Raw genomic sequence first — 25567 nt, 5'->3', positions numbered from 1 at the left:
GCGTATATTTGACGTTAACTCAAAGGTCAGAGCCTAAAAATCCCCGTTTCCAGACACACTTTCTGACCCTTAACCCTGGTTAGTCAAGAGGCGCGGGACCACCTTGCCGGTAGCGTTGCGCGGGAGCTTGGCTAGGAAGTGCACGTCGCGCGGAACGGAGTGATCGGCAAGCTTGGTGCGGACCCAGTCGCGGATGGCGTCGGCGGTGAGGGCCTTTCCGGCGGCGTCGGCAGTAGGCACCGCCCACACGGCGATGCGCTGGAAAGTCTCGCTATCCTTTACGCCACCGGCGTGGACCTCGTGGATGCCGGGCATGGCCTCGAGGACCTCGGTGACGGACTGCGGGTGGACGTTTTCGCCGCCGACGATGATCATGTCATCGGCGCGGCCGACCACGTGCAGGAAGTCGTGCTCGTCAATGTAGCCCAAATCGCCGATGGAAATGAGCCCGTCCACCTTATTGAGCCGCAAGTTCGGGTTGGTATAGCCGGTCATTGCGGTGGAGTTGGTTAGGTAGATCTCTCCCACCTCGCCGCGCGGAACCGGGTGGCCCTCCTTATCGAGGATGCGCAGCTTCGTGCCCGAGGCCACGCGCCCGGCGATGGTGGGGTTGGCGGCCACCTGGTCCATGGTGGCGGTCGTCGCCAGTGCGAGCTCGGTGGATCCGTACACGTTGCACAGGATGGCGCCGAAGCGCTCATTGGTCTCCTTGACCACCTCTGGGGTCAGCGCATTGCCGGCCGAGGCGATGAATTTCAGGCTCGAGGTATCGAACTCGCCGGCCGGGTCCCGCTCCACCAAGCGCTTAAAGAAGATGGGGGAGGAAATCATGCCATCGAGGTGGTAGCGCTGGGTATCGTCAAGCACCTGCTCCGCGTCGAATACGCGGCGGGTGACGATGGTATTGCGCAGGCCCAGCGCGATATTGATGCAGGCCCAGCCCCAGGTGTGAAAAATGGAGGCGGTGAGCTGCAGGCGCTGGTCGGCGCGCCACGGGATCGTATCCACGATGGAGGCCAGCACCACGGGCAGGGTCGGCTCCGGCCGCACAATGCCCTTCGGAATGCCGGTGGTGCCGGAGGACATGAGCACGATTGGGCCGTGCTTGGGGAAGCGCGGCAGCTCCACGGCCGGTGGGTTCTTCACAATTTTATCCAGCTTTGGCAGATCGCTTGCGCCCGTGTCGTGCGCGATGATGACCGGGATATCGGTGTCCACGCGGTCGATAAACTCATCATCTACGACGAGCACGTTGATGCCGTTTTCTTCAATGCAGCCGGCCAGCTGCTCCGGGGAGGAGCCCACGTTGAGCAGGTAAATAGAAGCGCCCACATAGCCCTTGGCGCCGAGCGGAATGATGATGCCGCGGCCGTTGCGCGCCATGACGCCGAGGCGAATCTCGGGCAGGTCCAGCGAGCGGAGGTAGCGGGCGAAGCCCTGGGTGTGGGTGCGCAGCTGGCGGTAGGTGAGGGTGCCGTCGTCGTCGATAAGCGCCAAGCGCTCCGGGCAGGCGAGGTAGCCCTGTTCTATCTCGCGCGCGGTGGTGAAGCGGTAGCGGGCCAGGTTCGGCAGCAGATTGAGCTGGGCCTTCGCGCCGCCTTGGTGGCTGACGAGTCCGGCGTTAAGAAGCGCCGGCACGAACCGGCCGAGGGCTGCAGCGTGGAATGTGAAATCAGAAAAATTCACGATCGGGAAAGCTCCAAATTAGCGAAGATAACGAAAAGATAACCATGGACGATATCGTGAGAGAGGCGGGCGGTGTTGCCGCCAACTCGAAATATGTTACAGAAGTAACTACAGTTACCTGAAGTTACCGGTGTTTCTAGAAAAGGATCTCATGAAATCTCTGCAGCTGAAAGTACTCTCCGTGGTGGCGTCCGCGCTGACCGTGCTGGGTGTGGTGGCCGCGCCGCAGGCCACCGCCGCGGAGCGCAACCTAGTAGCCTTCGGCGATTCCGTCTTGGCGGATCCAGATGCCGGCGCCTACTTCGCCCACCGCTACGATCCCTCTAAAGGTGTGGGCGTAGATTGCCCGACCTCCAATAACTACGCCAAGCGCGCGGGCGCCAAGCTGCGCCTTCCGGTGCGGGACTTCTCCTGCTCCGGTGCCGTGTCCATGTCCCCCGGCCCGCAGGTTTCCCAGCAGGTGGATGCGGCCATCCGTACCGGCGCGCTGAGCCCGGCTACTAACCGCGTGGTCATCACCACCGGCTTTAATGACACCTACAACCACCGCGATATGAACCTGCCGCAGATTCGCAAGCAGTTCGCGGACCGCACCGCCCCGCAGATCGAGCGCATTAAGCGCGCGGCCCCGAACGCCCGCGTGCAGATCGTGGGATACCCCACCATCGGTTCCGGCCCCTACTACTGCCTATTCCACTTCGGCCCGCGCCCGGCCGATTCCACCTTCCTGCCGGGCATTCAGGACTTTGAGAATAAGGCGCAGTGGATGCAGGTGGACCTGGCGGCGCGCACCGGCGTGCAGTTCCTAGACCTGAAGCCCTCTACCCGCAATAACGGCATGTGCGCCGATGCAAACCAGCGCATGTGGGCTGGTCTGGTGGACTTTACTGGTGGTGACGGCAACCTTCCCATCCATATGAACCAGCGCGGCCACGAGCATACGGCCAACGTCATTGCCCGCTCTTAAAACGAGTTTTCAATAATGCGCCGGTTTTGAAAATATCGGTACGCTCGGGCGCATGACTGTAAAAGCTGTTATTGCCCGTTCCAAGGGCGCGGAAGTCGAAACCGTCAACATTGTCGTTCCTGATCCCGGCCCTAACGACGTCATCGTGCGCGTCCAAGCCTGCGGTGTGTGCCACACCGACCTTGCTTACCGCGATGGCGATATTGAAGACGCCTTCCCCTTCCTGCTCGGCCACGAGGCCGCAGGCGTGGTAGAAACCGTAGGTTCTGCGGTTACCCACGTGGAGGAAGGCGACTTCGTCATTTTGAACTGGCGCGCCGTGTGCGGCGAGTGCCGCGCCTGCAAGAAGGGCGAGCCAAAGTACTGCTTCAATACCCACAACGCCTCCAAGAAGATGACCCTCGAGGATGGCACCGAGCTCACCCCTGCGCTGGGCATCGGTTCCTTCGCTGAGAAGACCCTGGTCCACGAGGGCCAGTGCACCAAGGTGGAAGACACCGACCCAGCCGCCGCCGGCCTACTGGGCTGCGGCATCATGGCAGGCCTCGGCGCGGCCGTGAACACCGGCGATATCCAGCTCGGCGAGTCCGTTGCCGTCTTCGGCTGCGGCGGCGTGGGTATGGCTGCCATTGCGGGCGCCAAGCTGGCGAGCGCGGCAAAGATCATTGCCGTGGACATCGACGAGTCCAAGCTGGAGACCGCCCGCGAGTTCGGCGCGACCGACACCATCTGCTCCAAGGACCTTTCGGAGCAGGAGGTTATTGACGCCGTCCGCGAGCTCACCGGCGGCTTCGGCACCGATGTCTCTATCGACGCCGTGGGCATTCAGCCCACTTGGCGCCAGGCCTTCTACTCCCGCGACCACGCCGGCCGCATGGTCATGGTGGGCGTGCCGAACCTCACCGACCACGTGGATATCCCGGCCATCGACCTCTACGGCCGCGGCGGTTCCATCAAGCCCGCGTGGTACGGCGATTGCCTCCCAGAGCGCGATTTCCCCGCTTATGTGGCGCTGTCTAAGGCCGGCAACTTCCCGCTGGATAAGTTCGTCTCCGAGCGCATTGCGCTTGACGACGTCGAGCAGGCCTTTGCCACCATGAAGTCCGGCAAGGTTCTGCGTTCGGTGGTGGAGTTTTAATGCGTATCGATAGCACGGTTACTTCTGGCAAGTTCCGCCTCGATGGCGGCGAGTGGGACGTGGACAATAACGTCTACGTCGTGGGCGATGACTCCAGTGTGTACGTGGTGGACCCCTCCCACGACCTCGATGCGGTAGCAGAGCTCGTTGGCGACCGTCGCGTGGAAGGCATCTTGCTCACCCACGCGCACAATGACCACTGCGAGCTCGCCCCCGAGGCCGCAAAGCGCTTCGATACCGAGGTCTACCTGCACCCGGACGATGACATGCTGTGGCAGGAGTCCAATGGCGATGCTCCGTACACGCCATTGGCGGACCGCGGCCAGTTCGATATTGGCGGCGAGAAGATTACGGTCTACCACACCCCGGGCCACTCGCCGGGCTGCGTGGTGCTGCATGTGGGCGAGACGCTGCTGTCGGGCGATACGCTCTTCAACGGTGGCCCTGGTGCCACCGGCCGCAAGTACTCCGACTTCGATGTGATCATCGAGTCGCTGAAGAACGTCGTCTTCACCCTGCCCGAGGACACCAAGGTCCTGCCAGGGCATGGCGACGCTACCACGGTGGGCGCGGAGGCCGCGCGCATCGACGAATACATCGAGCGCGGCTACTAGCCTCTAGTACGCCCGCAGGTACTCGCCGTAGCCGGACTTGAGTAACGGCTCGGCGAGTTTTTCTAGCTGGGCGCGGTCGATGAAGCCCGCCTCGTATGCGGCGACCTCGGGCGATCCGATAACGATGCCGGTGCGTTTTTGCATCACCTCGACGTAGGCGGAGGCCTCGCTCATCGAGTCCACCGTTCCCGTATCGAGCCACACGCTGCCGCGGTGCAGGCGCTGCACATTCAGCTCGCCGCGGCGCAGGTACTCCTCGTTTACCGCCGTGATTTCCAGTTCACCGCGGCCGCTGGGCTCGATGCCTTTGGCTATCTCCACCACGGAGTTGTCATAAAAGTACAATCCCACCACCGCGTGGTTCGACCGCGGCACTTCCGGCTTTTCCTCGATGCTCAACGCATGGCCTGCGGCGTCGAATTCCACGACACCATAGCGCTGCGGATCCGAGACCTCGTAGGCGAAGATGATGCCGCCCTCCGGATCCTGGCAGTGGGCGAGCTCGCCGCCGAAGCCGTGGAAGATATTATCGCCGAGTACCAGCGCGACGCTGTCGTCTCCAATAAACTCCTCGCCAATCAAAAAGGCCTGCGCGAGCCCCTCTGGCCGCGGCTGGACTGCGTAATCGATCATGAGTCCGAGCTGCGATCCATCGCCAAAGAGCCGCTGGAAAGCCCCCGCATCCTCCGGGGTGGTAATGATGAGGATTTCTCGAATGCCCGCTTGAATGAGCGTGGTTAGCGGGTAATAAATCATCGGCTTGTCATAAATGGGCATGAGCTGCTTCGAGATGCCCTTAGTAATCGGGTAGAGCCGTGTGCCGGAACCGCCGGCCAGGATGATGCCTTTCATTTAATCCTCCGGGTACAGCGCCAAGTACAGGGCCAGGGCCGCGCGCCAATTCTGCGGCTTGAAGCCGGTAGCCTCGATTTTATCTAGCGCAAGCGTCGACTCCTTGGGGCGCGGCGCCTCGGGGCCCGCGATCTCGCGGTACTGCTCGGTGCTTACCGGAGTGACCTCGGCCGGGTCGTGGCCGAGCCCGATGAACACGGCCATGGCAATCTCATCGCGGCCCACGGTATCGCCTGAGTTGGAAAGGTTATACACGCCGTAGTCCGCACCGGAGTTGAGCAGGTGCACGATGCCTTTGGCCAGGTCCTCGGCAAACGTGGGTCGCCCGCGCTGGTCGTGGATGACCTTCGGTTCCACTCCCTTTGCGGCCAGCCGGCGCATGGTGGACATGAAGTTCTCACCATCACCAAAGACCCAGGAAGTACGGATGACGTAGTGCTGCGGCGCGGTCTGCGCGGCGGTATCGCCCGCGGCTTTCGACGCCCCGTACGCACTCAGTGGCGACGGCAGTTCCTCCTCAGTGTGGACCTCGTTGGTGCCGTCGAAGATATAGTCGCTCGAGACATGCACCAGCGTGAGTTGGTTCTCCGCGGCGATGCGCGCCAGCCGTGCGGGCGCTTCCGCATTGACGGCCCAGGCGGCGGCGCGGTCGTTTTCGGCACCGTTGACGTCGTTATACGCCGCGCAATTGATGATGGCGGAGTACTGCTTCCAATTCCGTTCTGGTCGGTCGGTGATGTCGAAGTCGGCGTGGGTGCAAAACTCGGCGTCGGCAAGCAGGCGTTTGAGTGCCCGCCCCAACTGCCCGTTCCCACCCGTGACAAGAATGCGTCGGGCGGGCATCGGGCTCACGTCTGTGAGAGTGGGGTGCTGCTTGTCTTTCTCTGAAATCTCGGTGGGCTCCAGCGGCCAGTCGACGATGTTGAGGTTCACCGCGGCGTAGCGAGCTTCGGCCGACCAGTGCTCATTCACCAGGTAACAGTAGGAGGTTTCCTCCAGCGCCTGAAAGCCATTGGCGACGCCCCGCGGCACAAACACCGCAGTCTCCGGACCCACCTCGTGGGTGACGACCTTGCCAAAGCTTTCCGACCCCTCGCGCAAGTCGCACCATGCGCCGAAAATCCTGCCCTGTGCCACCGAGACGAGCTTGTCCCACGGCTCGGCGTGCAGGCCGCGCGTAGCACCGGCGTGGTTGAAAGAGATATTGTTCTGCACCGGCTGGAAGCTCGCGAGCTCGGGTGCGAGTCCGGTGAATTTCTCGCGTTGCCAATTCTCCTTGAACCAGCCGCGGTTATCGCCGTGCACGTCGAGGTCGATGATGAGCAGCCCCGGGATGGCGGTTTCGGTAATACGCATATTTACTGTCCTTGCTGCTTGTAGCGGGCTTCCACGTCTTCTTTCTCGGGCTTCCACCAGTCTTTGTTATCGCGGTACCACGCGATAGTGTCTTCGAGACCGGCGCGGATATCCGTGAACCGCGGGGTCCATCCCAGCTCGCGGCGCAGTTTGGTGGCGTCCATGGCATAGCGCTGGTCATGGCCGGGGCGGTCCGCCACGTGCTCATAGAGTGCGCGCCCATTGCGGGTGTGGCCCATGATTTCACAGATCAGCTCAATGACCTGCTTATTATTAATATCTTCCTGGTCCGCGCCGATATTGTAGGTCTCGCCGATGCGGCCCCGCTCGAGGATGGCGAGCACCGCTTCGTTGTGGTCATCGACGTGGATCCAATCGCGCACCTGCTCGCCGGTGCCATAGAGCTTTGGCGTGTGACCGGAGAGGATATTGGTGATTTGGCGGGGGATGAACTTCTCGATGTGCTGGTACGGCCCGTAATTATTGGAGCAGTTTGAGATGGTGGCGCGCAGCCCGAAGGAGCGCACCCATGCCCGCACGAGGTGGTCAGAACCCGCCTTGGTGGCCGAGTAGGGGCTGGAGGGAGCGTAGGCGGTGTGCTCGCTAAATTTGGTCGCTGCTCCTATCTCGAGGTCACCGAAAACCTCGTCAGTGGAGACATGGTGGAAGCGGGTATCGTGCTTGCGGCAGGCTTCCAGAAGGGTGAAGGTGCCTACGAGGTTCGTGTGGATGAAGGGCGAGGGGTCGCGCAAAGAATTATCGTTATGGGACTCGGCGGCAAAATGAACCACTACATCGGCAGCGGCGACGAGCGGTTCTACGGTGGCGGGATCGGCGATATCGCCCTCCACGAGGTCAATATCGAGGCCGGCGAGGTTGGCGCGGTTTCCGGCGTAGGTGAGCTTGTCCAGCACCGTAACTCGGGTATCGGGACGCGCCTGGCATATAAGGCGCACGAAATTGGCGCCGATAAAACCGGCGCCGCCAGTGACGAGCATCGTTTGCATGGTTATCCAGTGTAGGGCAGTCGGGCGCGCGGCTGTGGCAGGCTGCGGGCCCCGGTCAGGCCGCGCCCGGGGGTGACGGCGGTGGCGAAGGTGGATCGGTGAGCCTGCGGGCCGGGGCTTGTTCCGCGGCGGGGTGGTCGTTGACCTCCACGGTGGGCGATAGGCCGTTGGGGTGGGCGGCCCGATAGCCTACCCGGCCCGTGTCGGGGTCTCGTTCGGCGTGTCCCATTCCGTTGCGGCCATCGCGGTAATCGTTATTGTCCACGTGGTGCCGGCGGCACAACAGAGTGAGGTTCTTGAGGTCGGTGGCGCCACCGTGAGACCAGGCTTGGAGATGGTGAACGTCGCAGTCCTGCCAGGGGCGGTTACACTCTGGGTGCGTGCAGACGAGCTCGGAGGCTGCGAGGGCGAGCTTTTGCCAGAGGGAAGCGGTGCGCTTGGTGCGGCCAAGCTCGAGGGGGAAGCCCTTGTCGTCCACAGCGCAGAAGAAATCGTGCTGCGCGCCGCCCAGGCGGAGGAGGTCGAGCGGGGTGAGCTCGATGCCGGTGCTGGTGGCGAAGCGGGTATCTCCGCCCATTGCCTCCAGTTCTTCCAATGTGGTGGCGACGAAGAAGGAGCCGAGGCCGTCGGAGTTCTTTTGGGTGGCGGAAAGGTAGCTCGACAGGGCGGCGGTTAGTTGGTCCGCCATGCGTTGGGCATAGGTGCGGGTATCGTCCTCGGGACTGAGATCCGCGCTGCCCTTATTCTTTGCGGGCGCGAAGGCGCTGGCGAGGATGGCGGCTGCGGAGGCATCGAGATAGCCGGAGATGTGCACGCCGCCGTCGGCATCTTGACGGGAGATGCTAAAGCGGCGCTTGCGGGTAGCGGCGTGCGGATCGGGCTCGCCGGCTGGGTTGAGAGCGTGCTTATTCGCCTTGCGGATGGCCTTGCGCAGCCACTCGCGCAGGGAATCGAAGGAACGACGCTTGGCCTGCTCGAGAGCCTGGTTGCGCAGTTCGCTCGGGCCGGGGATGGCGTACTTGCTGAGGCTGCGCAGCTCGTTTTCGATGAGGTTGAGGATGCGCTCTGGGATAGGCTCTTCCTCAAAGAGCTTCTTGCGGCGCTTCTCCTCTTCGCGGCGCTCGCGGTCGGCGCGGCGGCGGGATTCCTCCTCGGCTCGGGCGCGTGCGGCATCGTCAGCATCGGGGCCCGCAGGGGGAGCCGGCTCCGGATCGGGGATGGGCGCGAAAAGGTTGCGTCCATTGCGGAGGCGGGCGGCGGCCTCGGCATCGGTAAGGCCTAGGCGCGTGGTCAGGTAGTCCTTGGCCTTGGAAGAACCAACGCGGCGGCCGGCGTCATCCCGCTCCGCGATGAAAGCGAAGGCGGCGTCGATAGTGGACTTATTTCCTAGCGCCCGCTCCAAGTGCTCGAAATGAGGATGAAGAAGCTCGAAAGACAGATCGGAGGGATCTTGCATGAGGCTGCGCAGCTGGGTGAGCCCAGTGGCAACCTGTGCGATGGCGGAGTCTATCTCCGCGTGCTTGGTGGTCTGCATGATCCCTCCCTTCCTTTTCGTTTACATGTTCTATCTTACCCAGATAAAACACCCCGTCAACAGGAAAGAAGGATTTGGTCAATAGATTAGACATTCCCCAAACAAACGCAGACTAAACTCCGCGAAACGGGGCCAAAACCACTAACTCGGGAAGGGAGGAAGGGCCTTCTGGTTAAGCCAGGTGTCTACGGTGGCGTCGAAAAGCGCGGCGTCAGGAGCGGCGGCACGGAAGGAATCCAGCAGCATGGAAGGCTCTACCACCGAATGCTGGTGTTCGGTGAGGTAGCTGCGGAGGGTGGTAAAGAAGGCGTCGCCAAGCAAGCGGTGAATGGCGTGCACGGTCAAGGCCCCGCGCTTATACACGCGGTCATCGAACATATCGCGCGCACCCGGATCGGAAACGGTGAGGTTCTGCGCCTTGCGTCCCAGGACGTTGTAGTGGGAACGCGCCGCCTCGCGCGCGGTGGTCTCGCCCTTGTGCTCGCCCCATAGCCACTCGCTGTAGCAGGCAAAACCCTCGTTGAGCCAGATATCCTTCCACTCGCTCAGGCCCACGGAATTGCCAAACCATTGGTGCGAAAGCTCATGCGCAATAAGGCGCTCGAAGGCGTGGTCGCCCTTGATGTGGTTGGAGCCAAAGATGGACAGGCCCTGCGCCTCCAGCGGTATTTCCAGCTCATCTTCCGTGATGACCACCTGGTAATCCGTAAACGGGTAAGGGCCGTAAATGGAGGAGAAGAAGTCCACCATTTCCTGCTGCTGGGCAAACTCATCGAGCACGCGCTCGCGCAGCTCGGCCGGTGCCCAGGCGCGCGTGGAAGGCCCCAAATCAAAATTAGAGAACTCGCCTACCTGGACTGTCGCCAGGTAGGTGGCCATGGGCTCGCGGGTGCGGTAGTGCCACCGCGTGGTGGAGCCGCCCGCCCGGCGGGAGACGAGGTCACCATTGGATACCACGATGAAGGGATCATCGGCCGTAATGATGATGTCATAGTGCGCCTTTTCAGACGGCGTATCGTCACAAGGGAACCAACTCGGCGCGCCGTTGGGCTGGCTGGCCACCAGCGAGCCGGATTCGGTTTCTTCCCAGCCAATCTCGCCCCAGGTGGTGCGGATCGGCCGCGGGCTGCCGCCATAGCGAATAATCAGCTCAAATTCCGTACCAGCGGCAATCTCCTCAGCAAAACGCAGGCGCAGCTTGCCGGAAGACTGACGGAACTTAGCCACCCGCGGCGCACCCTTCGCAGTCACGCGCCGGGCCACCATCGCCCCGCCTAGGTCTAGGGTCAGCGACGTTAAATCCTCGTCGGCCCGGATGGCCAAAGTAGCCTCGCCTTGAAGTAGGTTGGGCTCCACGAGGTAGGTCAGATCCAGCGTGTAGTGGGAAACCTCGAAACCGAGGTTAAAATCCACGCCGGTATAAGGATCAGTGTGGGCATGCGAAAGGGCGGTAGGAAGCAACTTCATAATGCTGCAAGCCTACCGCCCTTTCAGCCGCGGAAAGAAACGAGCTTATTTATTGAAAGCGCGCTCGAAGACCGGCCAAGAATCCTTGAGGTCCGCAATCCAGTGCGGCCAGGAGTGGGTGCCGGTATTGCGGAAGTTGTAGGTCGCTGGGATGCCAGCCTGGTCCAGCTTGGCCTTAAAGTTGTGGGTGCAGTAGTTCACGCCAGCCTCGATGGCGCCGCCTTCCACCTGCAGCTGAGCGGAGCCCAAAGCAGCGGTAGCAGGGTTGTAGCCCTTAGCCACGTTATAGGAGAAGGTATCCTCCTTGCCTGCCAGCCCAGAACCGGAAGAGATGTACAGCTCCGTGCCGCGCAGCTTCTCGTGGTTCATCATCGCGTCGTTGTAGCGGTTGGTGGGGGAGCCGAACGGGCCCCACATCTGCTCCGTGGTCGCGCCACCGCGGTTAACGGTAAGCTCAACGGCCTTGTGCTCTACCGGGTAAGCGGTAGCCGCGCAGCCGGCGTAGGAACCGACGGCGTCGTAGAAGCCCTGGTTGTGCTCCGCCAGCAGCAGGGAGGAGGTGGCGGACATGGACATGCCCGCGATGGCACGGTGGTTATCGGCCTTGATATGGCCCTCGATGGCACCCGGCAGTTCCTTGGTGAGGAAGGTTTCCCACTTCTGCGGACCCTTGAGGTACTTGGAGTTCGGCTCGGAGACCCAGTCGGTGTAGTAGGAGAAAGCACCGGCCTGTGGGACGACCACGTTGACGTTCTTGGAGTGGTAGAAATCGACGGCGTCGGAAAGCTTCAGCCAGTCCATGTCCTGCTCCGCGCCGCCGGCGCCATTGAGCAGGTAGATGGTCGGGCGGTTCTCATCCGTTGCGCGAATGACGGCCAGCGGAATCTTGCGGCCGTTCATGGCTGGAGAGGTGGCCTGCAGCTTTTCGACGCGCGGATCGTCCTTGTACTTCTGGTACCAAGTCTGCTGCTCCAGTTCCGGGGTGACCTCCAGTGGGGCCAGGGTGGACTGGGCGGCGTTGCCCGCTACCTGTTGCGGGGTGAGCTGTGCGGCCCCCGCCATCGGGGCGGATGCTAGGCCGGCGCACACGGCGGTGGCGGCCAGGATGGAGCTAAGGCGCTTCATAGTGCTTCTTTCCTGTAGTTTATGAACTCGCTGATTATACTGCTGCGTTGCTTATTCCGCAGTACCGGCGGTCTCTGGGGCGTCAGCGGTCAGATCTTCGACGTAGTCCTTATCCGGGGACTGGTCAGCGGCGCTCGGGGCGTCCTTAACCTGCGCATCTTCCTCGGCCTGCGGTGCCTCGATAGAAAGCTCGTTGGGCTTTACCTCCGGCTCGGCCGGTGCCTCTGCAGCATCCTTGGCAAAGCCGCGCTCGAAGGTCTTCCACGAGGAGAAAATGTCATCGCGCCAGCCCGGCCAGGAGTGGGTGCCGGTATTGCGGAAGTTCCAGTCTGCGTTCATGCCCTGGGAGTCCATCTTGGCCTTGAGGTCATGGGTGCAGGAGTTCATCGCGGCCTCGATGACGCCGCCCTCAACGATGAGGGTGGAAGACCCCGGAACACCCCAGTCATTGGCGCCGCCCAGGCCGGAGTTGACCGAGACATAGGTCTCGGACTTGCCCAGGTTATTCGGGTTAGCGTTCACCAAGGCATCGTTGTACACGTTGTACTCGCTGCCCATAGCGCCCCACATCTGATCGGCCGAGCCACCGCCGCGGTTGACGGTCAGCTGGGTGTACAGGCGTGGCAGCGGGCGAGAGGTGGCAGCGCAGCCGGAGAAGGAGCCCACGGCGTTGTAGAAGCCCGGGTTGTGCTCTGCCAGCAGCAGGGAAGAGGTAGCGGACATGGACATGCCGGCGATGCCGCGCTTGCCATTGCCGCCGATGTGCTTTTCCAGTGCGTCCGGTAGCTCCTTGGTGAGGAAGGTTTCCCACTTCTGCGGGCCCTTGAGGTAGCCATTATTCGGGGAAGATACCCAGTCGGTGTAGTAAGAGAAGGCGCCGGCCTGCGGGATGACCACATTGACGTCCTTGGACGTGTAGAAGTCCACCATGTCCTGCACGCCCTCAGTCTCAGGGTCGACGTCATGGTTGGCGGTGGCGGTCAGCCAGTCCATGCCCTGCTCAGCGCCGCCCGCGCCATTGAGCAAGTACAGGGTGGGGCGCTTCTTATCAAAGTTGCCGTCCGGGGTGATGACCGCCAGCGGAACCTCGCGGCCGTCCATGGCGGCGGAGGTGGCGGTCAGGGCCTTTACGTGGTTGCCGTAGTGCTTGCCAGCCTTGCTCTTATGGCCAAAGGCATAGCCCTTCCACTTGTCCTTGTCCTTCAGCTTGGCAATATCCACCACGCGGTTTTCGCCTTCGGTGGTGATGGCGTAGTTGATGTTTTCCGCGTCCGCAGGGTCGGTAAAGTTTACCTCGCGGATGGTGGACGGGGTGGCGTCACCCTGGTTCTCGGCCGGCTCGACGGCGGAGGCGATAGGGGCGGAGAGGACTCCTGCCGCGATGGCGATGCCTGCGACGCTGGAGCCGATAGAGCGCAAAGTATGCATATTTTTAGCTTCCTCGAGTTAAGAGAATCTTCTCAGTAGGTATCGTTCCGCAAAGCGGGAGTGTTAGCAAGACTCTATGCCTTAATAGCCCTTTTAATGTAGCAAAACCTGTGGCGCATGTGGTTTGTGTGTCATAATTCTGAACGCGGCGCGTATGTAACGGTGGCGCTACAATCTCCGCTAGTACTAAACGTGTGAATAATGTGGTCCCCATCCGCGGGCCCATCCCTCGCTCTAGGCAACTAAAAACACAGAAAGAAGCATAATGAACGTTTTCGATTCCATCCTCGTGGCCATCAACGAAGTTCTGGGCCAGTTCCTGCACGCCGGCTCCTCCATGTCCTCCACCGCTGCACTGGCTCTCGGCCTGTTCTAAAACACCGAGCCCATAGCCCTGCGTGGGGGCGTCGCGCGCTTGCCGACGCCACCGTGCAGGGCCTTTGTGCGTTTTACCCCCCCGAAGCGTGGGGTACTCGGGCATAAGAGTGTGGCCCAATGCGCGACATGGAGGGGAAAGTTACGTATCCTAAAGGGCGTGACTAATGAACATTATGACGTAGTAGTACTCGGCGCGGGCCCTGGCGGCTACGTGGCCGCCATCCGTGCAGCTCAGCTTGGTAAGAAAGTTGCCGTAATCGAGAAGCAGTACTGGGGCGGTGTCTGCCTCAACGTAGGCTGCATCCCTTCCAAGGCGCTGCTGAAGAACGCTGAGGTTGCCCACACCTTCAACCACGAGGCCAAGGACTTCGGCATTTCCGGCGATGTCTCCTTCGACTTCGGTGTTGCCCACAAGCGTTCCCGCAAGGTTTCCGCGGGCATCGTCAAGGGTGTCCATTACCTGATGAAGAAGAACAAGATCACCGAAATCAACGGCCTTGGTTCCTTCAAGGACGATAAGACCATCGAAATCACCGATGGTGATGACAAGGGCAAGACCGTCACCTTCGATGACTGCATCATCGCTACCGGTTCCGTGGTCAAGTCCCTGCCGGGCGTAGAGCTCGGCGGCAACATCGTGTCCTACGAGGAGCAGATCCTCAACGATGAGGCCCCGAAGTCCATGGTCATCGTCGGCGCCGGCGCCATCGGCATGGAATTTGCTTATGTTCTGTCCAACTATGGCGTGGATGTCACCATCGTGGAGTTCATGGACCGCGTCCTGCCGAATGAGGACAAGGACGTCTCCAAGGCTATTGCCAAGGAGTACAAGAAGCTCGGCGTCAAGCTGCTGACCGGCTACAAGACCACCTCCGTGAAGGACAACGGCGATAATGTCACCGTTGAGGTGGAGTCCAAGGACGGCTCCAAGCAGGACACCCTCACCGTGGACCGTGCCATGATCTCCATCGGCTTCGCCCCGCGCACCGAGGGCTTCGGCCTGGAGAATACCGGCGTTGAGCTCACCGAGCGCGGCGCTATTGCCATCGATGACACCATGCGCACCAACGTCGACCACATCTACGCTATCGGTGACGTCACCGCGAAGCTGCAGCTCGCGCACGTTGCTGAGGCCCAGGGCGTTGTGGCTGCAGAGACCATCGCCGGCGTGGAGACCCAGTTCTTGGGTGATTACATGAATATGCCGCGCGCTACCTTCTGCAACCCGCAGGTCGCTTCCTTCGGCTACACCGAGGAAGCCGCCAAGGAGAAGTTCGCGGACCGCGACATTAAGGTCGCTACCTTCCCGTTCTCCGCTAACGGCAAGGCCGCTGGCCTCAATGAGACCGCCGGCTTTGTCAAGCTCATCGCGGACGGCGAGTACGGCGAGCTCATCGGCGGCCACATGGTGGGCTCCAACGTTTCCGAGCTGCTGCCGGAGCTGACCCTGGCGCAGCGCTTCGACCTCACTGCTGAGGAAATCGGCCGCAACGTTCACACCCACCCGACCCTCTCTGAGGCTATGAAGGAAGCAGCCGAGGGCATCGGCGGCCACATGATTAACCTCTAAGCAGGGCTGCTTGCCGACGTCGCCATTGAGCACGACGCCAGCGGCACCGCACCGTTCGCCCCTCGTTGGAGGGAGGCGGACCGCGGTGCCGCTTTTTTATGTGTATTCCACCTGGGTGGCAGAGTTAGTACGGTGCCACGGCGGAGCGGTGGGCATCGACGTTGATGACCTCGTTGATGGGTGGAAAGGCGCGTTGCGCGCAGTTCTCGCGCGGGCACGTGCGGCAGCCGGAGCCGATGGGGGTGGCGGTAGAGAGATCGGTGAGATCGAGCCCCTCGGCGTAGACAGTGCGGTCGGCGTGGCGGGCTTCGCAGCCTAGCCCGATGGCGAAGAGCTTATCGGTATCGCCAAAGCGCCCCTGGTGATGCTGGACGGCGCGCGAAATCCACAGGTAGTTACGGCCATCGGGCATCTGGGCCAGCTGGCGGGAGATAATGCCGGGCTGGGTGAAGGTCTCGTAGACATTCCACAGCGGGCAGGTCCCGCCGTTATTGGAAAAGTGCACGCCGGTGGCGGATTGGCGCTTGGACATATTGCCGGCGCGGTCGACGCGAACAAAAGTAAAAGGAATGCCGCGGAGGTTATCGCGTTGCAGGGTGGACAGGCGGGAAGCCACGGATTCATAGCCCACGCCGAAGACCTGGCAGAGGTATTCCACGTCGTAGCCGGAGCGCTCAGCTTCGGAATGCATCAGTGCATAGGGCATCACGGTGGCGGCGGCGAAGTAGCTGGCCAAGCCGCGCCGCGCGAGGTTGCGCGAAGCATCCGAGGTAAACGGCTCCTCCTCCACTAGGGAAGCGATGTCTTCCCCGGCCTCGAGGAAGCTCAGCTCCGCGGCCATGCGGAAGGCGCGCTGGCCTTCGCTCAGGCGCGACGCGAGCTGGAACTCGCCGGTTTCGCGGTCAAAGCTGTGTAGCGTGCCATCCATCTGGGAAGTGATGCGGATATCTACGTTGTGGCGATCGCGCAGGCGCTGGGCCAGGGCGTGTTCGGTGTCGCGAATGCCGAAGTGGGTGACCGAGAGGGCGTCGGCAAGTTGCTCTGCATGGTGGTCCAGGTTGTCCAAGTAGTTTTGGCGAGCGTAGAAGAAGTCGCGCACCTCGTCGTGCGGCATGGATAGGGCCTGGGTGGCCTCGGTGGTGCGGCGGGCATCGGTGGCCAGCGAGAGCTTATCGCGCACATTGCGGTAGCGGCGGTGGACGTCTACCAGCGTGCGAGCCACGGTGGGGTGGTTATAGACCAGCTCGGAGAGCTCTTGCAGCTCGACGGGGGAGGGGCAGAGCTCTTTGTCTTGGATGACGTCCTGGATCTCGGCAAGAAGGCGGGAGTCATCGTCACGGGAGAAGAAGGTGGCATCGACGCCGAAGACCTCCGTGATGCGCAGGAGCACCGGGACGGTGAGCGGACGGACGTCGTGTTCGATCTGATTGACGTAGCTGGCGGAGAGCCCCAGCGTCGCGGCAAGGGAAGCCTGACTGAGATCGCGCTCACGGCGAAGCTGGCGAAGGCGGGATCCCACATACGTCTTACTCATGCCGGCAAGGTTACTGGCTGGCCTGCGGGTGTGCACCCTAATTGCAAAGATCTTGCGAAGAATGTTCACCCGCCTGTGGGCTACATGTGGGTTTCATGCGAAAGTTTGACACATAAAGGGGTAAGGCGGTCACTCTGGCAACCCTGGGTGATCAAGTTCACAAATCTGGGACAAATTACGCAACGTCAATATTGCGGAATTCCGAGCTGCCAAGGTAGTGACGTTTTGCCCCGAGGCTTCTAAGGCAACCCTTACCTAAAAGAATTCTGACTTTAACCGTACCGCCGTACCGTTAGCTGAAACGCCGCAGGAATTGACTAGTAACCAGCGGTTAAGCCCAGTTAAAGTGAGGGCGACAATGGAGGTGTCATGACTTTAAGAAATCCGGACCGTGAGGCAGTAGCTCACGGCCACATTACTAACGAACCAATCCGCCAGAAGCCGGGAGTGCCCTCCTGGGTTCTGAAGCTCATCATGGCCGTTACTGGCCTGCTTTTTGCCCTTTTCGTTGTTGGCCACATGGCCGGCAACCTGAAGCTGTATTTGCCGGCGCACGGCGGCGAAGAGGCACTGGATGAATACGGCGCATTCCTGCGCTCCATGGGCGAGCCGTTGTTCCCGCACGAGGGTGCATTGTGGATTATCCGCGCCGTCCTGCTGGTTGCCATCCTCGCCCACATCTATGGTGCATTTGCCCTGACCGCACGCTCTAAGGCGTCCCGCGGCAAGTTCCGCCGCAGCAACCTGATGGGCGGCCTTGATTCCTTCGCTACCAAGTCCATGCTGGTTACCGGCATCGTCTTGCTGCTGTTCATCATCTTCCACCTGCTGGACCTGACCCTGGGCGTGCAGCCTTTCGCCCCCGGCGACTTTGCAGAGGGCGCGGTGAAGGCCAACATGATCGCCACCTTCAGCCGCTGGCCGGTCACCATCGTGTACGTGATCGCTATGTGCTTCCTGTTCCTGCACCTCACCCACGGCATTCGCCTTGCCGCCTCTGACCTGGGTATCACCGGTGCGAAGTGGCGTCAGACCTTCCTGATCTTGGCGTACGTCATCCCGGCCGTTGTCTGCATCGGCAACATCGTTATGCCTTTGTCCGTTGCCCTGGGCTTGGTCAGCTAAAGGAGTTAGAAACCCATGACTAATACTGAACTCAAGCGCGAGCACCCTAAGTTCTCGCACCCACAGTCCATCGTTCCGGGCGTATCTGCCGGCAACATCCTGGAATCCCACGAGCCGCACGGCGTGCCGATGAAGGATATGTGGTCCCACCAGAAGGACCACATGCAGCTGGTTTCCCCGCTGAATCGCCGCAAGTTTGAGGTTCTCGTGGTTGGTACCGGCCTGTCCGCCGGTTCCGCTGCGGCCGCACTGGGCGAGCTGGGCTACAAGGTAAAGGTATTCACCTACCACGATTCCCCGCGCCGCGCGCACTCCATTGCTGCGCAGGGTGGCGTCAACGCCTCCCGTGCCAAGAAGGTGGACAACGACTCCGCCTACCGCCACACCAAGGACACCGTTAAGGGCGGCGACTACCGCTGCCGCGAGTCCGACTGCTGGCGCCTGGCAAACGAGTCCGTTCGCGTCATTGACCACATGAACGCCATCGGCGCCCCATTCGCTCGCGAGTACGGAGGCACCCTGGCTACCCGTTCCTTCGGTGGCGTGCAGGTCTCCCGTACCTACTACACCCGTGGCCAAACAGGTCAGCAGCTGCAGCTGTCCACCACCTCGGCGCTCTACCGCCAGATTGGCCTGGGCAACGTGGAGCTTTTCGCTCACAACGACCTGCAGGACATCATCGTCTACAACGACAACGGTAAGAAGCGCGCCGGCGGCATCGTTACCCGCAACCTGATTACCGGTGAGCTCAAGGCCTTCACCGGCCACGCAGTTGTGCTGGGTACCGGCGGATACGGCAACGTCTACCACATGTCCACCCTGGCAAAGAACTCCAATGCCAGCGCCATGATGCGTGCGTATGACAGCGGTGCCTACTTGGCCTCCCCAGCCTTCGTGCAGTTCCACCCGACGGGCCTGCCGGTCAACTCCGATTGGCAGTCCAAGACCATCCTGATGTCGGAGTCTCTGCGTAACGACGGCCGCATTTGGTCCCCGAAGAAGGAGGGAGACGACCGCGACCCGAATACCATTCCGGAAGAAGAGCGCGACTACTTCTTGGAGCGCCGCTACCCGGCATTCGGCAACCTGGTTCCGCGCGACGTTGCTTCCCGTGCCATCTCCCAGCAGATCAACGCCGGTCTGGGTGTTGGCCCGCTGCACAACTCGGTGTACCTGGACTTCCGCGACGCCATCGAGCGCCTGGGCAAGGACAAGATCCGCGAGCGCTACTCCAACCTCATCGAGATGTACGAAGAGGCCATCGGCGAGTCTGCTTATGAGACCCCGATGCGCATCGCCCCGACCTGCCACTTCACCATGGGTGGCCTGTGGACGGACTTCAACGAGATGACCTCCATCGACGGCCTCTTTGCCGCCGGTGAGTGTTCCTGGACCTACCACGGTGCTAACCGCCTGGGTGCTAACTCCCTGCTTTCGGCTTCCGTCGACGGCTGGTTCACCCTGCCATTCACCATCCCGAACTACTTGGCTGACCACCTCAACGAGGAGAAGCTGGCCGAGGATTCCCCAGAGGCACAGGCAACCCTGGCACAGTCCCAGGAGCGCATCGATCGCCTCATGGGAGTGCGCGGTGAGAACCCGCACGGTCCGTCTTACTACCACCGCCAGCTGGGCGATATCCTCTACCACGGCTGCGGTGTGTCCCGTAACGTCGAAGACCTCAAGGCCGCGATCACCAAGATCCGCGAGCTGCGTGAAGACTTCTGGGCTAATGTCCGCATCCCGGGCGAGGCCAATGACATGAACCAGGTCCTGGAATACGGCCTGCGCGTTGCCGACTACCTGGACTTGGGCGAGCTGATGTGTGTTGACGCTTTGGACCGCGATGAGTCCTGTGGCGCCCACTTCCGTGAGGACCACCTGACCGAGGACGGCGAGGCAGAACGCGACGATGAGAACTGGTGCTTCGTTTCCGCATGGGAGCCGGGTGCTAATAAGGGCGAGTTCATTCGCCACGCCGAGCCGCTGTACTTTGATTCGATCCCGCTGATGACAAGGAACTACAAGTAATGAAACTGACACTTGAGATCTGGCGTCAAGCCGGACCGACCCAAGAAGGCCACTTCGAGACCGTCCAGGTGGATGACGCCTCTGAGCAGATGTCCATCCTGGAGCTGCTGGACCACGTCAACGAGGGCTACATTGAGCGCGGCGAAGAGCCCTTCGCTTTCGCTTCCGACTGCCGTGAGGGCATCTGCGGTACCTGTGGTTTGACCGTCAATGGTCGCCCGCACGGCCCAGGCCAGAACACCCCTGCCTGCCAGCAGCGCCTGTTCAACTTCACCGATGGCCAGACCGTCAAGCTGGAGCCATTCCGTTCTGCTGCCTACCCGGTCATCAAGGACATGGTCGTGGACCGCGCGGCACTGGATCACGTAATGGAGCAGGGCGGTTACGTCTCCATGGACGCTGGTACTGCTCCGGATGCGGATACCATGCACCTCAACCACGAGACCGCCGAGTACTCGCTGGACCACGCTGCCTGCATTGGCTGCGGTGCCTGCGTTGCTGCCTGCCCGAATGGTGCGGCCCACCTGTTTACCGGTGCGAAGCTGGTGCACCTTTCCCTCATGCCGCTGGGCAAGGAAGAGCGTGGCCGCCGTGCCCGCAACATGGTCGACGACCTGGAAGCCAACTTTGGCCACTGCTCCCTCTACGGTGAGTGCGTCGATGTCTGCCCGGCCGGCGTTCCGCTGACCGCAGTTTCTGCGGTTACCCGCGAACGTGCACGTGCTGCTTTCCGTGGCAAGGACGACTAAGCTAAGGTTATTCCGTAGGAATACTAGGAACGAGAGAAAGACAGAAAGACTCCGCCATGAGCGATAACACCCACGCAGTCGCTGACTACGCCAGCGAGACCTACCCGGAGTTCTCCGGCAAGATTCAGGACACCTACATTGAGGGCTACGATCCAGTATCCTTCGGTGCTCCTCACTCTTCCCTGCTTCGCACCTCCACCTGGGTGGGCATGGGTCTGATCCTGTCTTGCCTCCCGGCTGCCGGCATCATCATTTGGGGCCTTGGCGTGTGGGATACCCCGCTGGGCACCGCAGGCGAGGGTGACTACACCCTGACCATGATCATCGGCATCATCGCCCTAGTCATTGTGGCCATCGCTGCAGTAGGCACCGTCCACTACGGCCGCCGCTACTACCGCAAGTACCGCAAGGAAACCGGCCGCGTTAACTAGTATTCGCTTTTAAGCCAAGCACCAACAACCCCCGCTCCTCACAGCATGCACGCCATGCAGGGAGGCGGGGGTTGTTGCATATCTTGAGCCAAAGGCCCAAGAAGGCGCCAACATAGCGTTGCTTTAAGCTGCGCTTGCCGACGCCTCCCTCCTTACCGTTGCTTCAACGCCCCCCAGATCGCGATCGAGAGGTGCTCCCCGCGTTCGTAGTTGAACGAAGGCGGATCAGTGTCAGTGTGGCGGGCATCATCGAGGCTGCCCCACCGCCAAGGCGCCTGCGCCGCGATCAACAGCCCATCGGTCGGAGAGAACGCAGCTCCTAATGAGTTCAGCCCGAAGACGACCAGCCCGATCAAGAACAAGCTGTGATGCCCGATCCGATTACCCTGTGTGCTTGCGCCCAGCGGCAGGCCGGCCCTGCCCACCGGTTACGCGTTGATGGTTCGCAACGACTGCGCTCCCGAAGTCGCTAGCTCACTCGAGTGCGTGGGTAGTGCCGTGTACAGGATTGAGTTGTCCAGAGGGATCAACAGTAGACTCGCACTCACCGTCGCAAGAAGCGACTATCGCCGCTTCGATGTCATGCTCTCCACGAACTCACACTCTCTCTGTAGTTCATGCTGACTCCAGCTGAACCAACGCGTTAGTACAGTTTGGGGCGGCCGTCCGTGCGGGGTGACGCCGACCATATACACCCTCAGTCGCAGTGGACCGTAGCAACCCAAACGCGAGCGAGTGCCGCGGGCGGTCCGTGCGTCTCGATTCAAGAGTCATGCCGGGGTATGCGCTGGCGATCCCGATCTATTTCCGCCACATAATCAATTGAAGTTTGGGCATACTTGAGCCATGACTTCCCCAGTAAGAGAAATTCTTAGCTACATCCTACGGCGAGAGGGTGAAGAAGATATCTATTTTGAATACTCCTCCGAATCCATTTTCGGAGATCAGCAGATAATGGCTTGCACTGAGCCGCAGATAAAAAATACCTTAAGTGGGCTTATATCGCTTGGGGTGAAAAAGGAAATGAACGCGGTCCGGGCCCCACGCTCAGCATAAGCGTCAAACACATAACTGGAGACGACAGCCTCATTCAAAGAAAAGGACTAGGAACCGCACTATACGTTTTGGCATGCATAAAAGAAGGTAAACGACTAAAAAGTCACCCCGACCAGCCACGAGAATCTGACGGTAAGAAACTAGCAAAAGCGATGGAACAGATTGACATTGAAGGAATCCTTCGCGGAGATATCTCCCCCGGGATCGTTGGCCTGTATGCCGATTAATTCCTTCCAACATGGTTACGCTCCAGAATTCTCAATCTAAGAAACAACTGGCCCACATTCCATCAGTACCATCAGAAGAACGGTGGAAGATTACGGCAAAGAATGGAACCTGCTTCTACTGAGAGACGGCCAGGCTCTCTATGTGGACGGGCAGGGGTACAAAGCTCATCTAACTCAAATTGCCCGATAGAGTACACCCCTCGAATCGTAAAGGACAATCATGAAAAACTACGCCAACCTTTTTGAGTACACTGCACAGCCAGCAGACAGTCAACGCATCCTTGAATTTGAAAGCAAGCTTGGCAAAAAGCTACCTGATGATTACAAGATGCTGCTTTCAGAAACTGGAGGCGGCATCCTCAACCTAAAAAAGTGCTTCCTTACAGGTATTTCCCTGCCTGATGGGGACACCTTGGAGGTCGTTGTTGAAGATATCTTCGGCAACGGCTCAGCAAGCAATGGCGCTCATGTTGATTTGATTGACTACGCAACCTTCCTTATGGATGAGTGGGAGATTCCCGAAGAAGTCCTTCTCTTGGCTGCTAGCGAAGACGGAATGCATCAATGCTTTGTCATTAACTACGGCTTGCCAGATTTCCCAGAAGGCGCCGTATTGTACGTGGATACCGATCCTGATGGATTTTTCATGCCCGTTGCAGAATCAGTTGACGCGTTCTTGTCTAAGCTAGGCCCCTACCCAGACCAAGAAGAAACGGTTGAAGATGCAGAGTCGGATAACATTGGAATCAATGGTGTTCGATATGACTCATTTTCTGAACCTCTCCGAAAGGCGATATCTGCCACTCCAACACCAGGAATCGAAAAGCTTTTAAAGCAGGCCACAGAGCTCATCACCAAAGATTTAAATCCAATAATCAACGAGAATAGCCCTGAAAGTCGAACCTTTTACGACGTTGTGTACTGGATTGTTCAGCATATTGAGCCCCAACACGATCCTAAAACATTTGCCGACGGAGGCCGAGAAGGACAAATACTAACCTTCCCAGAACTCATGAAGAACTCATTCATAGTTCCTGGTCAGAAATACGAACTCGGCTACACGTTCGCGTCCTTAATCATGTGGTGGGATCGAAGAGTCAAAGAAGGAGTTCTCAAACAAACCGACAACGGTTTCATTCTCGACGAGGATTACGCCGGTAGCGTCTTCGATCAGCTTTGCCAAGGAAAGAACTAAAATTAGCTTTTCCAGAATTGTTGTCTCTGCGCCCAGCACTTAAAAGCAATCGCCCAAAGTAGAGGACACCATTACCAAACAATGGGGTACAACCTATTGTTACGTGCGTTTATGCCGGTAAGTTACATGTAAAATAAGGTAGATTCGAGAATTATTTTACACCTGCATAATGGGGTCTAGGACCTACTCAATGCGTCTGGAAGTATTGACTGGTTCTTTGAGGATAAGATTTCCGGACGCGCTAAGGCAGAGCGTCCCGGGCTTGGGGAGTGTATGGCCTATGTGCGCGACGGTGACGAGCTCGTTGTCTCGTCGATTGATCGCCTCGCCCGCTCGCTGACCGATCTTCGCGGTATTGTCGATGAACTCACCGACAAGGGCGTGACCGTTACTTTCCTGCACTAGCATCTCACTTTTACAAAAGACACCACGGATCCGCGTGCGGATTTAATGCTGGGTATTTTGGGTTCGTTTGCGGAGTTTGAGCGGGCCATTATCCGCGAGCACCAAGCGGAGGGGATTGCGTTGGCGAAAAGGCTTGCAAGTACAAAGGCCGCAAACCCGCCCTCACCCCGACCAGGTAGTAGAGATTAAACGGCGCGTGCTGGCGGGGGGAGTCGAAGGCAGTGTTGGCGCGAGAATTTAGGGTCACTCGCCCTACGGTGTATCGGGCGTTGAAAAACGCTTAAAGCAGCGTGAGGCAAGCGTAAATAGCGTGGCCTAAACTAGGGAAACTCGTTTTTGAAACTCTGCACCATCTTCCACACGCGGTAAACACATGCCAAAGTGTACGTGACATTTATTGCTGTCTTGCACTCGGAACGCTTTAACTATTCCTGATCGGGTACATTATTTTGCTAGAATTCCCACTGCAAGAGGTTTATAGGAAAAGTTTGTTTCTTAGATTGGTACTTGGGAAATAACTTCACCTTATCCCCACGCCTACTAGGAGCTTTGAGTGGAAAAGATAAAAACTTGTGAAACTGTCATGGGCTCTATGGTGGACTGTTACGCTCATTTGAGGTACTGAGCTTTATTGCGCTTTCCGCCTTACTGTTGGTGCGAGCAGAGGATGCGGCGGGAGCTCAGCAAGCTACTGAGCTGAGGTTGTTAAATGTCGCTATCTTAATATTTGCCTACCTTATTCCCTTTGCTATTCAGGTCGCGTGGTTCATTTTGAACAAGCGTGCAGAGAAGAAAGCTACACGCCACTCTTAAATGTTTGTGTCTTTAACTGGAAAAGTGAGTTCCCTTTCTGGCAAATCTGCACCCCGTCGCGTCTGCCATATGGCGGGACATTTGCTATATATGTTTATGTTTAAGCATATGTCTGCAAAAGTCGTTAAAGCTGCTGGTAGGTAAAGGCTATAGGGTTTCTTCTACGGTATCTTTTTCGTCCCTGGCTGAAGCCTGAGTTTCTATTTCTTGTTGTCGAGTGACGTAAAGAAGGAAGGCAATAGGGCCAAGGATTGGCAGAATAATAATGACGGCAAGCCACATAAGTGCAGAAAGAGTACTCATCTCTTTTTTAAACAGCACGATGATACTTATCGTCCAAAGAAGAAAGAGCGACAGCATAACCACTGTGGTTACAAAGTCGTAGAACGTAATCATCAGGCCTGCCTAATTTGCTTCCTGTAGTGGATTCTTCGATCGGAAATATGGGGATACTTGGTCTCACTCTCAAACTTCAATCTCCGAATATTAAGAGTGTAACTTTACCTATTCTACAGGGATAAAACCGCTCCTGGGTGTGGTGATTGCATTTATCACATTATCTTAAAAGGTGAGTTTATTTGTGAGATAGTGAAATTGTTCCAAGAACATACGCATCTCCTCAGCAAGGGTAAGAACATGCTTCGCTACACCCCATTTTCAAAAAAGGGGATCTCCATCTTGGTCGCCTCCACGCTTAGTGTCAGCTTCTTAGCATTCGCTCCCTCGGCTACAGCTACCGAGATTGATGACGGACTAGTTGACTCAATCGTTGCCGCAAATACAAAATCTCCCTCTCCCTCTATGAAGTGCCCCGAGTTTTGTTCCTAGGCATTTGCCTTGATTTCTATTATTGCTTGGGGTGAGTTCTGCTTCCAAAAT

At 59.3% G+C, this 25567-nt stretch carries 21 protein-coding genes and 1 pseudogene; 12 read left to right on the top strand and 10 right to left on the bottom strand.

Features of this window, described 5'->3' with window-relative positions:
- Positions 1 to 69: 69 nt before the first annotated feature.
- Entirely contained in the window at positions 70 to 1686 is a 1617-nt protein-coding gene (locus QP941_RS11095) for an AMP-binding protein (RefSeq protein WP_284868961.1), read from the bottom strand.
- Between the two features lie 151 nt (positions 1687 to 1837).
- On the opposite strand from QP941_RS11095, the gene QP941_RS11090 reads away from it, so the two are divergent.
- Genes QP941_RS11090 through QP941_RS11080 form a run of 3 tightly spaced genes read left to right on the top strand, consistent with a single transcriptional unit; the run spans position 1838 to position 4405 of the window.
- Positions 1838 to 2653: a GDSL-type esterase/lipase family protein gene (locus tag QP941_RS11090; RefSeq protein ID WP_284868960.1), complete on the top strand. Its 816-nt coding sequence runs from the start codon at positions 1838 to 1840 to the stop codon at positions 2651 to 2653.
- A 52-nt stretch (positions 2654 to 2705) separates the two neighbouring features.
- Positions 2706 to 3791 (top strand): S-(hydroxymethyl)mycothiol dehydrogenase, encoded by a 1086-nt coding sequence (locus QP941_RS11085; RefSeq protein ID WP_284766108.1) that lies wholly within the window; start codon positions 2706 to 2708, stop codon positions 3789 to 3791.
- A complete protein-coding gene (locus QP941_RS11080) occupies positions 3791 to 4405 on the top strand; it encodes an MBL fold metallo-hydrolase (protein WP_005323087.1) in 615 nt (204 codons plus the stop codon). Before QP941_RS11085 ends, QP941_RS11080 begins: the two co-directional genes overlap by 1 nt.
- A gap of 3 nt (positions 4406 to 4408) precedes the next feature.
- On the opposite strand, the gene rfbA is transcribed toward QP941_RS11080, so the two are convergent.
- The 7 genes from rfbA to QP941_RS11045 all read right to left on the bottom strand — a co-directional run bounded on the left by rfbA (position 4409) and on the right by QP941_RS11045 (position 13174).
- Positions 4409 to 5257, bottom strand: a complete 849-nt coding sequence (gene rfbA / locus QP941_RS11075; RefSeq protein ID WP_284815646.1) for a glucose-1-phosphate thymidylyltransferase RfbA — start codon at positions 5255 to 5257, stop codon at positions 4409 to 4411.
- Positions 5258 to 6613 carry a sugar nucleotide-binding protein gene (locus QP941_RS11070; RefSeq protein ID WP_284868959.1) on the bottom strand — a complete coding sequence of 452 codons (1356 nt, stop codon included), beginning with the start codon at positions 6611 to 6613 and terminating at the stop codon, positions 5258 to 5260.
- Between the two features lie 2 nt (positions 6614 to 6615).
- Entirely contained in the window at positions 6616 to 7611 is a 996-nt protein-coding gene (rfbB, locus tag QP941_RS11065) for a dTDP-glucose 4,6-dehydratase (protein WP_284868962.1), read from the bottom strand.
- A gap of 64 nt (positions 7612 to 7675) precedes the next feature.
- Positions 7676 to 9154 carry an HNH endonuclease signature motif containing protein gene (locus tag QP941_RS11060; protein ID WP_284868958.1) on the bottom strand — a complete coding sequence of 493 codons (1479 nt, stop codon included), beginning with the start codon at positions 9152 to 9154 and terminating at the stop codon, positions 7676 to 7678.
- A gap of 141 nt (positions 9155 to 9295) precedes the next feature.
- Positions 9296 to 10621, bottom strand: a complete 1326-nt coding sequence (locus tag QP941_RS11055) for a M1 family metallopeptidase (RefSeq protein WP_284868957.1) — start codon at positions 10619 to 10621, stop codon at positions 9296 to 9298.
- Between the two features lie 45 nt (positions 10622 to 10666).
- Entirely contained in the window at positions 10667 to 11746 is a 1080-nt protein-coding gene (locus QP941_RS11050; RefSeq protein WP_284868956.1) for an alpha/beta hydrolase, read from the bottom strand.
- Between the two features lie 51 nt (positions 11747 to 11797).
- Entirely contained in the window at positions 11798 to 13174 is a 1377-nt protein-coding gene (locus QP941_RS11045) for an alpha/beta hydrolase (protein WP_284868955.1), read from the bottom strand.
- A gap of 535 nt (positions 13175 to 13709) precedes the next feature.
- On the opposite strand from QP941_RS11045, the gene lpdA reads away from it, so the two are divergent.
- Positions 13710 to 15122, top strand: a complete 1413-nt coding sequence (gene lpdA / locus QP941_RS11040) for a dihydrolipoyl dehydrogenase (RefSeq protein ID WP_284868954.1) — start codon at positions 13710 to 13712, stop codon at positions 15120 to 15122.
- Positions 15123 to 15246: 124 nt separating this feature from the next.
- Here lpdA and ramB read toward each other — a convergent pair whose 3' ends face one another.
- Entirely contained in the window at positions 15247 to 16656 is a 1410-nt protein-coding gene (ramB, locus tag QP941_RS11035) for an acetate metabolism transcriptional regulator RamB (protein WP_284868953.1), read from the bottom strand.
- Positions 16657 to 17025: 369 nt separating this feature from the next.
- Between ramB and QP941_RS11030 the strand changes: the two genes are divergently transcribed.
- The 8 genes and pseudogenes from QP941_RS11030 to QP941_RS11650 all read left to right on the top strand — a co-directional run bounded on the left by QP941_RS11030 (position 17026) and on the right by QP941_RS11650 (position 24688).
- Positions 17026 to 17781, top strand: coding sequence for a succinate dehydrogenase cytochrome b subunit (locus tag QP941_RS11030; protein WP_239278512.1), 756 nt, complete (start codon positions 17026 to 17028; stop codon positions 17779 to 17781).
- 15 nt (positions 17782 to 17796) lie between these two features.
- Complete coding sequence (locus tag QP941_RS11025) at positions 17797 to 19812, top strand: fumarate reductase/succinate dehydrogenase flavoprotein subunit (protein ID WP_284769392.1); 2016 nt, start codon at positions 17797 to 17799, stop codon at positions 19810 to 19812.
- Complete coding sequence (locus QP941_RS11020) at positions 19812 to 20561, top strand: succinate dehydrogenase/fumarate reductase iron-sulfur subunit (protein ID WP_284868952.1); 750 nt, start codon at positions 19812 to 19814, stop codon at positions 20559 to 20561. The genes QP941_RS11025 and QP941_RS11020 overlap by 1 nt, the downstream gene beginning before the upstream one ends.
- 56 nt (positions 20562 to 20617) lie before the next feature.
- Positions 20618 to 20992: a hypothetical protein gene (locus QP941_RS11015; protein WP_049377823.1), complete on the top strand. Its 375-nt coding sequence runs from the start codon at positions 20618 to 20620 to the stop codon at positions 20990 to 20992.
- Between the two features lie 1503 nt (positions 20993 to 22495).
- Positions 22496 to 23470, top strand: a complete 975-nt coding sequence (locus QP941_RS11010; RefSeq protein WP_284868951.1) for an SMI1/KNR4 family protein — start codon at positions 22496 to 22498, stop codon at positions 23468 to 23470.
- A 204-nt stretch (positions 23471 to 23674) separates the two neighbouring features.
- A pseudogene (locus QP941_RS11005) lies at positions 23675 to 24064 on the top strand (recombinase family protein).
- 32 nt (positions 24065 to 24096) lie between these two features.
- Positions 24097 to 24159, top strand: a complete 63-nt coding sequence (locus QP941_RS11655) for a hypothetical protein (RefSeq protein ID WP_350309287.1) — start codon at positions 24097 to 24099, stop codon at positions 24157 to 24159.
- A gap of 370 nt (positions 24160 to 24529) precedes the next feature.
- Positions 24530 to 24688 (top strand): DUF3923 family protein, encoded by a 159-nt coding sequence (locus QP941_RS11650; RefSeq protein WP_350309286.1) that lies wholly within the window; start codon positions 24530 to 24532, stop codon positions 24686 to 24688.
- A gap of 147 nt (positions 24689 to 24835) precedes the next feature.
- Here the strand turns inward: QP941_RS11650 and QP941_RS11000 are convergent, their stop codons facing one another.
- The gene (locus QP941_RS11000) at positions 24836 to 25084 is read right to left on the bottom strand and encodes a PLDc N-terminal domain-containing protein (protein WP_284868950.1); all 249 of its coding nucleotides are present in this window, start codon (positions 25082 to 25084) and stop codon (positions 24836 to 24838) included.
- Between the last annotated feature and the right edge of the window lie 483 nt (positions 25085 to 25567).

Source organism: Corynebacterium sp. MSK150, from assembly GCF_030229215.1.
In the GTDB taxonomy this organism is placed as follows: Bacteria; Actinomycetota; Actinomycetes; order Mycobacteriales; family Mycobacteriaceae; genus Corynebacterium.
Note: the sequence above shows the minus strand (reverse complement) of the source record. Positions and strands in the feature narration are given on the sequence as shown.

What these genes read in the sequence shown, in the direction of transcription:
- QP941_RS11015 (WP_049377823.1), top strand. Translation starts at nt 20,618, where the DNA reads ATGAGCGATAACACCCACGCAGTCGCTGACTACGCCAGCGAGACCTAC.
- QP941_RS11010 (WP_284868951.1), top strand. Translation starts at nt 22,496, where the DNA reads ATGAAAAACTACGCCAACCTTTTTGAGTACACTGCACAGCCAGCAGAC.
- ramB (WP_284868953.1), bottom strand. Translation starts at nt 16,656, where the DNA reads ATGAGTAAGACGTATGTGGGATCCCGCCTTCGCCAGCTTCGCCGTGAG.
- QP941_RS11080 (WP_005323087.1), top strand. Translation starts at nt 3,791, where the DNA reads ATGCGTATCGATAGCACGGTTACTTCTGGCAAGTTCCGCCTCGATGGC.
- rfbB (WP_284868962.1), bottom strand. Translation starts at nt 7,611, where the DNA reads ATGCTCGTCACTGGCGGCGCCGGTTTTATCGGCGCCAATTTCGTGCGC.
- rfbA (WP_284815646.1), bottom strand. Translation starts at nt 5,257, where the DNA reads ATGAAAGGCATCATCCTGGCCGGCGGTTCCGGCACACGGCTCTACCCG.
- QP941_RS11050 (WP_284868956.1), bottom strand. Translation starts at nt 11,746, where the DNA reads ATGAAGCGCCTTAGCTCCATCCTGGCCGCCACCGCCGTGTGCGCCGGC.
- QP941_RS11085 (WP_284766108.1), top strand. Translation starts at nt 2,706, where the DNA reads ATGACTGTAAAAGCTGTTATTGCCCGTTCCAAGGGCGCGGAAGTCGAA.
- QP941_RS11090 (WP_284868960.1), top strand. Translation starts at nt 1,838, where the DNA reads ATGAAATCTCTGCAGCTGAAAGTACTCTCCGTGGTGGCGTCCGCGCTG.
- QP941_RS11055 (WP_284868957.1), bottom strand. Translation starts at nt 10,621, where the DNA reads ATGAAGTTGCTTCCTACCGCCCTTTCGCATGCCCACACTGATCCTTAT.
- QP941_RS11000 (WP_284868950.1), bottom strand. Translation starts at nt 25,084, where the DNA reads ATGATTACGTTCTACGACTTTGTAACCACAGTGGTTATGCTGTCGCTC.
- QP941_RS11070 (WP_284868959.1), bottom strand. Translation starts at nt 6,613, where the DNA reads ATGCGTATTACCGAAACCGCCATCCCGGGGCTGCTCATCATCGACCTC.
- QP941_RS11025 (WP_284769392.1), top strand. Translation starts at nt 17,797, where the DNA reads ATGACTAATACTGAACTCAAGCGCGAGCACCCTAAGTTCTCGCACCCA.
- QP941_RS11020 (WP_284868952.1), top strand. Translation starts at nt 19,812, where the DNA reads ATGAAACTGACACTTGAGATCTGGCGTCAAGCCGGACCGACCCAAGAA.
- QP941_RS11045 (WP_284868955.1), bottom strand. Translation starts at nt 13,174, where the DNA reads ATGCATACTTTGCGCTCTATCGGCTCCAGCGTCGCAGGCATCGCCATC.
- QP941_RS11060 (WP_284868958.1), bottom strand. Translation starts at nt 9,154, where the DNA reads ATGCAGACCACCAAGCACGCGGAGATAGACTCCGCCATCGCACAGGTT.
- QP941_RS11030 (WP_239278512.1), top strand. Translation starts at nt 17,026, where the DNA reads ATGACTTTAAGAAATCCGGACCGTGAGGCAGTAGCTCACGGCCACATT.